Annotated in this window: 12 protein-coding genes; 8 read left to right on the forward strand and 4 right to left on the reverse strand. The window is 57.1% G+C overall.

Going from position 1 to position 9,765, the window contains the following annotated elements; translation table 11 throughout:
• Positions 1-11: 11 nt before the first annotated feature.
• From FBX99_RS20840 to FBX99_RS20870, 7 genes are read left to right on the forward strand one after another with little or no spacing between them, the layout of a single operon-like run.
• Entirely contained in the window at positions 12-1,181 is a 1,170-nt protein-coding gene (locus tag FBX99_RS20840; protein WP_145132722.1) for a phage tail sheath protein, read from the forward strand.
• Positions 1,182-1,238: 57 nt separating this feature from the next.
• Positions 1,239-1,754: a phage major tail tube protein gene (locus FBX99_RS20845; protein ID WP_145132724.1), complete on the forward strand. Its 516-nt coding sequence runs from the start codon at positions 1,239-1,241 to the stop codon at positions 1,752-1,754.
• Between the two features lie 51 nt (positions 1,755-1,805).
• Complete coding sequence (locus FBX99_RS20850) at positions 1,806-2,135, forward strand: phage tail assembly protein (protein ID WP_145132726.1); 330 nt, start codon at positions 1,806-1,808, stop codon at positions 2,133-2,135.
• 8 nt (positions 2,136-2,143) lie between these two features.
• Positions 2,144-2,263, forward strand: coding sequence for a GpE family phage tail protein (locus tag FBX99_RS20855; RefSeq protein WP_003183333.1), 120 nt, complete (start codon positions 2,144-2,146; stop codon positions 2,261-2,263).
• Positions 2,253-5,198: a phage tail tape measure protein gene (locus FBX99_RS20860; RefSeq protein WP_145132728.1), complete on the forward strand. Its 2,946-nt coding sequence runs from the start codon at positions 2,253-2,255 to the stop codon at positions 5,196-5,198. The genes FBX99_RS20855 and FBX99_RS20860 overlap by 11 nt, the downstream gene beginning before the upstream one ends.
• 5 nt (positions 5,199-5,203) lie before the next feature.
• Positions 5,204-5,644 (forward strand): phage tail protein, encoded by a 441-nt coding sequence (locus FBX99_RS20865; RefSeq protein ID WP_145132730.1) that lies wholly within the window; start codon positions 5,204-5,206, stop codon positions 5,642-5,644.
• The gene (locus FBX99_RS20870; RefSeq protein WP_145132731.1) at positions 5,641-6,894 is read left to right on the forward strand and encodes a phage late control D family protein; all 1,254 of its coding nucleotides are present in this window, start codon (positions 5,641-5,643) and stop codon (positions 6,892-6,894) included. The genes FBX99_RS20865 and FBX99_RS20870 overlap by 4 nt, the downstream gene beginning before the upstream one ends.
• Before the next feature lie 17 nt (positions 6,895-6,911).
• On the opposite strand, the gene FBX99_RS20875 is transcribed toward FBX99_RS20870, so the two are convergent.
• From FBX99_RS20875 to FBX99_RS20890, 4 genes are all read right to left on the reverse strand, one after another.
• Positions 6,912-7,451: a hypothetical protein gene (locus FBX99_RS20875; RefSeq protein WP_145132733.1), complete on the reverse strand. Its 540-nt coding sequence runs from the start codon at positions 7,449-7,451 to the stop codon at positions 6,912-6,914.
• The gene (locus FBX99_RS20880) at positions 7,448-8,377 is read right to left on the reverse strand and encodes a hypothetical protein (RefSeq protein WP_145132735.1); all 930 of its coding nucleotides are present in this window, start codon (positions 8,375-8,377) and stop codon (positions 7,448-7,450) included. The genes FBX99_RS20875 and FBX99_RS20880 overlap by 4 nt, the downstream gene beginning before the upstream one ends.
• 28 nt (positions 8,378-8,405) lie before the next feature.
• Positions 8,406-8,846 (reverse strand): hypothetical protein, encoded by a 441-nt coding sequence (locus FBX99_RS20885; RefSeq protein WP_145132737.1) that lies wholly within the window; start codon positions 8,844-8,846, stop codon positions 8,406-8,408.
• A gap of 123 nt (positions 8,847-8,969) precedes the next feature.
• Entirely contained in the window at positions 8,970-9,377 is a 408-nt protein-coding gene (locus tag FBX99_RS20890) for a helix-turn-helix domain-containing protein (RefSeq protein ID WP_256664103.1), read from the reverse strand.
• A gap of 101 nt (positions 9,378-9,478) precedes the next feature.
• On the opposite strand from FBX99_RS20890, the gene FBX99_RS20895 reads away from it, so the two are divergent.
• Positions 9,479-9,727 carry a hypothetical protein gene (locus FBX99_RS20895; protein ID WP_144924355.1) on the forward strand — a complete coding sequence of 83 codons (249 nt, stop codon included), beginning with the start codon at positions 9,479-9,481 and terminating at the stop codon, positions 9,725-9,727.
• Positions 9,728-9,765 lie beyond the last annotated feature (38 nt).

Below are 9,765 nucleotides of genomic sequence, written 5' to 3' on the forward strand. Positions count from 1 at the left end.
CAGGCAAACCCATGGCCGATTATCTTCACGGCGTGCGGGTCATCGAACTCAACGACGGCACCCGCCCCATTCGCACCATCCCCACCGCTGTTATCGGCATGGTCTGCACGGCCGACGACGCTGATGCCACCGTGTTCCCATTCGACACACCGGTCCTGCTAACCAACGTTCAAACCGCCATCGGCAAGGCCGGCACCACAGGCACCCTGGCGAAGAGTCTTCAAGCCATTGCCGACCAGACCAAGCCCTACACCATCGTCGTGCGAGTGAAGGAAGGCGCCACCGAGGCAGAAACCACCAGTGCGCTGATCGGCACCACCACGGCAGAGGGTAAATACACCGGATTGAAAGCCCTGCTCGCCGCGAAGGCTCGCGTCGGCATGGTGCCGCGCATCCTCGGTGTGCCAGGCCTCGACAGCCTGCCGGTCGCCACCGCCCTGGTCACCGTCGCCCAGCAGTTGCGCGCCTTCGCCTACGTCAGCGCCTGGGACTGCAAAACCAAGGAAGAGGTGGTCGCCTACCGTGACAACTTCGGCGCCCGGGAAGCCATGGTCATCTGGCCGGAGTTCCAGAACTGGAGTACCGTCACCAACGCGACCGTCACCGCCTCGGCCGTGGCCCGTGCATTGGGCCTACGCGCCAAGATCGATCAGGAAGTGGGCTGGCACAAAACGCTGTCCAACGTCGCGGTCAATGGTGTCACCGGCATCAGCGCCGACGTGTTCTGGGATCTGCAAAACCCGGCCACGGACGCCAACTACCTCAACAGCAACGAAGTCACCACGCTGATCAATGAAGGCGGCTTTCGCTTCTGGGGCAGCCGCACCACCAGCGAAGACCCGTTGTTTGCCTTTGAGAACTACACCCGCACCGCGCAGATCCTCGCCGATACCATGGCCGAGGCGCATATGTGGGCCGTGGACAAGCCCATGCATGCCTCCCTGGTGCGCGACATCATCGAAGGGATCAACGCCAAGTTCCGCGAGTTGATCGCGGCTGGGTACCTGATCGGCGGCAGGTGCTGGTATCCAGAGGACGCCAACGACAAGGACACGCTCAAGGCCGGCAAGCTGTTCCTGGACTACGACTACACGCCGGTACCGCCGCTGGAAGACCTCACGTTGCGGCAACGCATTACCGACCGCTACCTGATCGACTTCGCCAGCAAGATCAACAGCTAAACCGGGCCTCCCCGTAAGGGGAGCTGACCCTGTGCCTGAGCAACGGAGACACGCACCATGGCTATGCCTCGCAAACTCAAAAACCTCAACCTGTTCAACGACGCCAACAGCTATCTGGGCGTGGTCAAGTCGGTCACCCTGCCGCCGCTGGGCCGCAAGATGGAAGCCTATCGCGGCGGCGGCATGAACGGCCCGGTCAAGGCCGACCTGGGCTTCTCGGACGACGGCATCCAGTTCGAATGGAAGACCGGCGGCCTGGATCTGATCGCCCTCAAACAGTTCGGCGCCGTCAATGCCTCGGGCATCGCGTTGCGCTTCACGGGTGCGTTTCAGCAGGACGACACCGAAGAAGTCAGCGCCGTGGAGGTCGTCATGCGCGGCCGGCACGAAACCATCGAAATGGGTGATGCGCAGCCGGGCGAAGACACCGAGCACAGCATCACCACCACCTGCACCTATTACAAACTGATCGTCGATAACGAAGAAATCATCGAAATCGACCTGCTCAATTTCATCGAAATCGTCGATGGCGTGGACATGCTGGAAAAGCAGCGCCAAGCCCTCGGCATCTGACCCCCTCTCGCCCCGACCCAGGGCGGTTAACCCTGCAATCTGGAGCCACCTATGAAACCTGAAGATACCCTCGAAGCCCTGCCGCCGGTTGATGACAACACCGTCACTCTGGACACGCCGATCACCCGTGGCAAAACCGTCATCGACAGCATCACCCTGCGCAAACCGCAATCCGGCGAGCTGCGCGGTGTGCAACTGGTGGACCTGCTGAATATGGACGTCGCCACCCTCATCAAGATCCTGCCGCGTATCAGCGCACCAGGCATCACCGCGCCCGAAGTCGCCAGCATGGATCCGGCCGACCTACTCGCCTGCGGCAGCAAGATCTCCGGTTTTTTGTTGCAGAAGTCGGTGAAGACGGACGCGTCCCTCGTTGCGTAGAAGACGCCATGGCCGACCTGGCCGTGGTTTTCCACTGGGCACCGGCTGACATGGACCAGCTGGGCCTGCAAGAACTGATGGAGTGGCGCGAGCGCGCCCGGGTGCGGAGTTCCACCGATGGCGAATGACTTAAAACTTCAGGTGCTGCTCAATGCCATCGATAAGGCGAGCGGCCCCCTGAAGGCCATCAACAACGGCAGCATCGGGGCCGCCCGCGCCCTCAAGGAAGCCCGCGACCGCCTCAAGGAACTCAACGCTCAACAGAAGGACGTCAGCGCCTGGCGCACCCAGCGCGCTGCCGCCGAGCAAACCGAGCAAGCCCTCATCGCCGCCCGCGACAAAGTGCGGGCCCTGTCCCAGCAGTTCGCCGCTACAGGCGCGCCAACCAAGGCCATGACCAGGGATTTCCGCGCAGCCGTTCGCGAAGCGCAGAAGCTCAAGGAACAACATCAACAACAGGGCGAACAGCTCCAGGCCCTGCGCAGCAAACTGCAGGGCGCCGGCATCAGCACCAAGAACCTGAGCAGCCACGAACGCCAGCTGCGCGAGCAAATCAGCGCCACCAACGCCAGCATCAGCGAACAAGGCAAACGCCTGGTCGCGTTGAATGCTCAGCAGAAGCGCCTTGCCATCGAGCGCGCCAAGCTGGAGAAAACACAGAACCTCGCCGGCAACATGGCAATGAACGGCGCCGCCGGCCTGGGTGTGGGATATGCCGCGAGTCGGCCGGTGGCTAAGGCCATCAGTGCCTTCGCGCCGAACGAAGACTCGGCCACGCAACTCAAGGTTTCGATGATGGACGGCACCGGCAAGGTGTCTGAAGACTTTCAGAAAATCACCGACCTAGCGACCAAGCTGGGCGACCGCCTGCCCGGCACCACGGCCGACTTTCAAGCAATGATGACCATGCTGCGGCGCCAGGGCCTTAGCGCGCAAAGCATCCTCGGCGGCACTGGCGAAGCGGCTGCGTACCTGGGCGTTCAGTTGCAGATGCCCGTAACCGCTGCGGCTGAATTTGCCGCGAAGATGCAGGACGCTACCCGAACATCCGAGAAAGACATGATGGCGCTGATGGACATCATCCAGCGTGGGTTCTACTCCGGCGTAGACCCGACCAACATGCTCCAAGGTTTCAGCAAGATCGCGCCGGTCATGGACACCATCAAGAAATCGGGCATCGACGCCGCTGCCGAGCTGGCCCCGCTGCTGATCATGATGGACCAGGCAGGTATGGAAGGCGGCGCGGCCGGTAACGCCTACCGGAAAATCTTCCAGGCAGGCCTGGACAAGGACGGGATCAAAGACGTCAACAAAATCATGGAGCTTGAAGGCAAAAACATCCGTTTCAAGTTCACCGACGAAAAAGGCAATTTCGCCGGACTGGAAAATCTGTTCGCCCAAGTCGAAAAACTGAAGTCACTGAACGACGAGGACCGCACGTCCACGATCAAGCTGCTGTTCGGCGACGACTCCGAAACAATGACCACCTTGAACACCATGATGAACAAGGGGATCGCGGGTTATCGGGAAGTGCAGCAGAAGCTGCAAAACCAAGCCGATTTGCGCAAGCGGGTCAATGAACAGCTCGCCACCCTCACCAACGTCATGGAAGCAGCAGAGGGCAGCTTCACCAACGCGCTGGCAGAGTTTGGCGCTGCCGTTGCGCCCGAACTGAAACAGATCATCACCACCCTCGGAGAGGTTGCCAACAGCGTTGGCGCCTGGGCTCGGGAAAACCCGAGACTGGCGGGCGGCCTGGTGAAGGTTGTAGCGGCTGTCGCCGGCCTGGCCTTCGTGTTTGGTGGCTTGGCACTGACGATGGCGAGCCTACTCGGCCCTTTCGCCATGGTGCGGTACGGCATGGGCATGTTTGGCATTCGTCTGGGCTTGGTTAAAACCCAGTTGCTAGCCACGCGCACCGCAGCAGCAGGCGCCAGTGCCAACATCGGCAGGCTTGGGAAGGTTTGGCGGTCCCTCGTAGCCACTCGCTCGGCGGGTGGTTTGCTCAGTGCGTTACCCGCTTTCGTCAGCAGCGCCCGCCTGGCCGCCGCCAGCGTGCTGCCGATGCTCGGCGGCGCGATCAGTGCGGTCGGTACCGCCATCATGGCGACACCCATCGGTTGGCTGCTGGCTGCCATCGCTGCCCTGGTTGCTGCTGGCGTGCTGGTCTACAAATATTGGAACCCCATCAAGGGCTTCTTCCTCGGCTTCTGGCAAGGCCTGGTCGGGGCCTTGCAACCGGTACTCGATAGTTTCGCCGGGCTCGGCCAATCGCTGCTGAACCTGGGCCAGGCCGTTATGACGCTGCCAGGTGTCGGCGCGGCCATGGAGCTTCTGGGCAGCATCGCACGCCCGCTGTTCAGCCTGATATCAGATGGCGTCAGCAGCTTGATCACCTGGTTCGGCCAGCTACTTGCACCCGTCGAGGACGTCGGCGGCGCCGCTCAGTCAATGGGCGAACGTTTTGGCGCTGTCATCGGCAATATGCTCAGCCTTCTGTTAGGTCTACCTGCACAGTTCGCTGAACTAGGTACGCAGATGATTCTAGGCCTGGCAAATGGCATCACCAACAGCCTGACTGTTGCCAAGGAGGCCATCACCGGGGCAGGCGATGCGGTGATTGGTTGGTTCAAGGAAAAGCTCGACATCCACAGCCCCTCCCGTGTGTTCGCAGAGCTGGGCGGCTTCACCATGGCGGGCCTGGCCCAGGGTCTTGAGGGCAGTCAAAACGGGCCACTGACTGCCATGACCAGCCTGAGCAAACAACTCACGGCAGCCGGCACACTGGCCCTCGGCGCAACCGCCATGCCTCTGGCTGCCATGCCGTTGCCGCAATTCCCGGTCGGGGCTGCCGCAGCCTCTTCGTTGTCGATCGATGACCGTGCGCCCATCAGCCCCGCCCCGGCGCCGGTTCATGACAGCCACGACACCTACGAAATCAACATCCACACCACGCCAGGCATGGACGCCCAGGCAATCAGCCGCGCCGTACGGGCCGAGCTGGCGCGCATCGCCAGCGAAAAGGCCGCCCGCCAACGCAGCAAACTGTCAGATCTGGAGTAATCCCCATGATGCTTGCCTTGGGCATGTTCGTGTTCAGCCTGTCCACCGCCGCTTACCAAGAGCTGCAACGCCAAACCGAATGGCGCCATGCGAGCAACAGCCGCGTCGGCGCCGCTCCGGCTCGGCAGTTTGTCGGTCGCGGCGACGACACCATCACCCTGCCCGGCGTCATCCTGCCGGAACTGGCCGGCAGCGCCTTGAGCCTCGACGCCCTGCGCCTGATGGCAAACACCGGCAGGGCCTGGCCGATGGTTGAAGGCAGCGGCCGTATCTACGGCCTGTGGATTATCGATGGCCTGAGCGAAACCAAAACGCTGTTCTTCCGTGACGGCACGCCTCGGCGTATTGAATTCACGATCAACCTCAAGCGCATCGATGACGACCGGATCGATCTCCTCGGCGCTGGCACCAGCGCAGGCGTCAACATCTTGAGGGCGTTGCTGTGATTGATGCGGCCTTGTCGAAGGTTACCGGCTACGTCGAAGATCTGGTCGAACGCTACCGCCGCGATGCGGCCTACCCGGTGCCGGCGTTTCGTATCACGGTCGATGGCAACGACATCGCCCAGTTGATCAGCCCACGGCTGATGAGCTTGGAGCTGACCGACAATCGTGGGATCGAGGCCGACCAGCTCAGCATCACCCTCAGCGACCACGACGGGCTGCTGGCGATCCCGCCCAAAGGCGCGACCATCCGACTGTGGCTGGGTTGGAGCGACACAGGCCTGGTGGACAAAGGCACCTACACGGTCGATGAAACCGAACACAGCGGCGCGCCGGATGTATTGAGCATCCGCGCTCGCTCGGCGGACCTTCGCAAAGGCCTAAAGACCAAGCGCGAGCGTAGCTGGAGCAACTCCACCCTCGGGGATGTTCTGGGCGATATCGCCCTGGGCAACGGCCTCACCGCCACCATCGCTGGCGCCCTCGACGGATTGCCCATTCTTCAGCTGGACCAGGCCAACGAATCCGACGCCAACCTGATCAGCCGCGTGGGGGAAGAGTTCGACGCGGTGGTCACAGTCAAGGCCGGCTGCCTGCTATGCCTGCCGGCGGGCGGCGGCAAGACAGCCACCGGCGCCGAGCTGCCGCATATCACCCTCACCCGCACCGATGGAGACCAACACCGTTATCTGCAAGCTGACCGCGACAGCTACGACGGTGTGCGCGCCTATTTTTACGACGTGAACAGTGCGAAGAAACAGGAGGCCATCGCCGGTGGTGGTGAAAACCTCAAAGACCTGCGCCACACCTTCAGCGACCGCCAGTCCGCCCTGCGCGCTGCCCGGGCGGAATTCAACCGTCTGCAACGTGGCAGCGCGACGCTCAGCTACACTCTGGCGCGGGGCCGCCCTGACCTCATTCCCGAGCTGACCTACACGCTCCAGGGCGTGAAGCCGGAGATCGACGAGATCATCTGGTATGGCGGAAATGTGCAGCACACCCTCAGCCCGGATAATGGATACACCGTCAGCCTGGAGCTGGAGAGCAAGCTACCCGAGGATACGGTTGAAGGGTTGGCGGAGGAGAACAACGGGAATTACACAGGGATCATCGCGTACTACCGCGACAAGAAAACTGGGAAGGAAAAGACGGTAACCGCTGGGGATCAGAGCAAGCCGAAGCGGTTGCGCTGGTTGTATGCGAGTGAGAAAACGGCGAAACGGGCGGTGGACCGAGAGTTTCAGCGCATATGAAGAGGTAACCCGCTTACTTAAATAGTAAGCATCGCATGCATCCTTTTCACAATCATAACAATAGTAAGCATCAAATTAACAACTACAAAAATAACCAGCGGAGTCAAAATATACTTAGCGTAATTCAAGCTAACCCCATACCCACCATACTCAACCCTATTTACCACCCCATCTAATACCGAGTGAACAAAACACAAAGCAACCAAAACAATCGAACTAATTATAGAAAAGCAAATATTATAATAAAGCTGGCGCAAAAGTATTTTTTTTGCCTCATAAAGAGGATCAGTACCTTTGACCGAACTCAATTTACTTTCCTGATCGTAAACCAGCACCAACACGGAAAGAAGCAGCGCTGTAAAAATCGCACCAAAGTTAACAAGCATCGAAGAAACATCTTTATTTAAATTGTAGCCTGCAAAGCATGCTACCGCAGCGACCACGCTTGGCACTGCAAAAAATGTCACGTAATCCATAAGGGAGCGTTTCCCCGCAGGATCAGCAAGTGTTGCAATATGCCCTAATACAATATTCGCGACATTTATCTTGCTACTCATATCTTAACCTTTAGCCCTGGATATATATACCCGACAAATTCCTGAAGAAGTGATGTACACCATTTGTGTAAAGATTCTGGTTCTGGATTTCCAGCAACCATAACCACTTCATCCTCATCCACAATGATCTCACATATTTGTTCCTCTGCGGGACGTCCAATTGTAAAAGTTCTTTTTTTACCATCCAGTTCGGCGACGGCTTTTATCTGTGCGCAATGAGGCCTTAAAAATTCAACCACTTCATACTCTTCAGTTCCTGGTTTGAAGAAGTCTTTAAGTTTCCCCAGCTTGCCACGACTTGGGGGTTTTACTATCAATTGCTGTTCTTTATGACCAAGACGAGTCAACTGATCCGTAATGTCGGGCATCCCCATAAATTTTGTGAGCTTGATCTCTTTAGTTACAGCCTCCTCCCAAATTTTAAACGCCTTCTTGTAAGCCAAAGGATTCATCTGAAAAGTTCGCTTAGTAACCTTATTGAAATGCTCCCTTAGGAGATCATGCAATAACGTTTTTATTCCGTTACCCTTGTAATTATGTAGTAAAGCAACCCCCTCATCAAAACCATTAGGGATATAAAACCTCACATAATGCCTGATAATCTCGGCATTATTTTGAAGCTTTTCAAAGTCCACATTCCCTGTTTCAATATCAATGATATTATTCTTTACTCCGTAATACCCAGCTTCAAACCAACCGACCATCTCTCTTTTGTCATCATAAAATTTCATCCCATGAAAACGATAAACTTGCTGCGTAGTCTCAACAATTTTGAATTTATCACCCTGAGCCTCTATAAAAGCTTTAAAAAGCTGATACATGTCAAACTGACCAATTTTATCCAGTACAGCATAGCGATCTTCGCCCTTACTAGGGTCGCTATAAGGATTAAAACAACGAAGTGAATAAGGGGCTATTGAATGCATTTGCCGACCACGTTATTTAGAGTTGATTTTATTTAAAGGTAAGCAAACAGGAATTCATGGCGCACGACCCGCTACCAACCAATCCATTTGTATAAGTTCTTTCTTTCAATACCTGCCCAGCACTAACCTTTTCCACCTCCACGCCGCTCTCTCGCGACAGAGCTTGAACGGCGCGCTTTGCTAGATCCGATGCTTGCTCGCTTCGGGATTTGTTCTTGAGTTCTTTCGAGCTTGTCCATGCAACATTTATTCGATTGCATTTAAACTCAAGCTTCATATCAAAGACCTTGTCTCCGAAGGTATAGCGAGTCGTGTTACAACCAGGCGAATCCTCTTCTGCCACTTTCTTGATTACAGGCGCGCCAATAGCTTTCACGATGGCCACCTCGTCGATCTCGCGGATATCGGCAAAAGCTGCTGGGAGGCTGAAAGTAAGCAAAGAGGTAACTGCGATTGTTGTTTTGCGCATGGATCATGTCCTTATGGTGGCTTGGATATTCGCCTGGCGGCGTATTCGCGCGCCCGAGATCTGGGCGTCGGCAAGTGGATCGTCGGCGTCCTTTCTGACTGATCCGTTCTTAATGGGTACAGATTATGCTGGCCGTTTGGTATCGGCAAGGGCTTCAGTCAAATCCTTGAGGCGCTGCTCGACATCCATTAAGCGTTTCTTCTCCTCAGCAGCGCTTTGTATCTCCCGCTTGCCCGCCTCCCCAAGCGAGCGAAACAGTTCAAGGATGGCCTCCTCCTGCTTATTTGCAGCATGCGCCTGGGCGGCCTCGCCCACCGAGCTGTGAAACATGGAACCTTCACCGGTTAATAGCCAATCAACGCTTATACCCAAATGAGTGCGAAAGGCCGACATTGCCTTCGCGTTGGGCTCTCTCTCGTCCAGAAGGTAGTTCTGGAGCGTTCTGTAGGGGATGCCGATGATGTCGGCAGCCTGCTTTATGGACAGGCCTTTGGCATCAAGAACGCTGCGAAGACGCTCAGATATACTCATTTTTTCATATGATCCGGTTGACGCACTCGTTTTGGTGCGTATACTGCGAACAAACAGGTACATCTTAACCAACTAGGAACACATCAACCATGAGCCAAGCCATGGAAAAGCGCCAGATTCAGGCGCGATTGATCGAGCACGGCAGCAATTTCCGCCAGTTCGCGATCAGTCACGGCTACGAGCCGCGCACGGTGACACAAGTAGTCCAGCGTTGGGCCGGTCACGACACGCTGCCTCGGGGTCGTTTGTCGTTCCGCATTTTGCGTGACCTCTCCAAAGTGATCGGCAAAGAAGTCCTACCCGGAATCCTGGCGGATTCAAACGAGCAAACAGAATGCAAGGCTGTATGAAATGACTGTAGGGGCGACGGCACCAGGGAGAAACCAGA

It is taken from the genome of Pseudomonas sp. SJZ074 (assembly GCF_007828215.1).
Classification (GTDB): domain Bacteria; phylum Pseudomonadota; class Gammaproteobacteria; order Pseudomonadales; family Pseudomonadaceae; genus Aquipseudomonas.

What these genes read in the sequence shown, in the direction of transcription:
- FBX99_RS20860 (WP_145132728.1), top strand. Translation starts at nt 2,253, where the DNA reads ATGGCGAATGACTTAAAACTTCAGGTGCTGCTCAATGCCATCGATAAG.
- FBX99_RS20890 (WP_256664103.1), bottom strand. Translation starts at nt 9,377, where the DNA reads ATGAGTATATCTGAGCGTCTTCGCAGCGTTCTTGATGCCAAAGGCCTG.
- FBX99_RS20880 (WP_145132735.1), bottom strand. Translation starts at nt 8,377, where the DNA reads ATGCATTCAATAGCCCCTTATTCACTTCGTTGTTTTAATCCTTATAGC.
- FBX99_RS20895 (WP_144924355.1), top strand. Translation starts at nt 9,479, where the DNA reads ATGGAAAAGCGCCAGATTCAGGCGCGATTGATCGAGCACGGCAGCAAT.
- FBX99_RS20885 (WP_145132737.1), bottom strand. Translation starts at nt 8,846, where the DNA reads ATGCGCAAAACAACAATCGCAGTTACCTCTTTGCTTACTTTCAGCCTC.
- FBX99_RS20840 (WP_145132722.1), top strand. Translation starts at nt 12, where the DNA reads ATGGCCGATTATCTTCACGGCGTGCGGGTCATCGAACTCAACGACGGC.
- FBX99_RS20865 (WP_145132730.1), top strand. Translation starts at nt 5,204, where the DNA reads ATGATGCTTGCCTTGGGCATGTTCGTGTTCAGCCTGTCCACCGCCGCT.
- FBX99_RS20850 (WP_145132726.1), top strand. Translation starts at nt 1,806, where the DNA reads ATGAAACCTGAAGATACCCTCGAAGCCCTGCCGCCGGTTGATGACAAC.
- FBX99_RS20845 (WP_145132724.1), top strand. Translation starts at nt 1,239, where the DNA reads ATGGCTATGCCTCGCAAACTCAAAAACCTCAACCTGTTCAACGACGCC.
- FBX99_RS20855 (WP_003183333.1), top strand. Translation starts at nt 2,144, where the DNA reads ATGGCCGACCTGGCCGTGGTTTTCCACTGGGCACCGGCTGACATGGAC.
- FBX99_RS20875 (WP_145132733.1), bottom strand. Translation starts at nt 7,451, where the DNA reads ATGAGTAGCAAGATAAATGTCGCGAATATTGTATTAGGGCATATTGCA.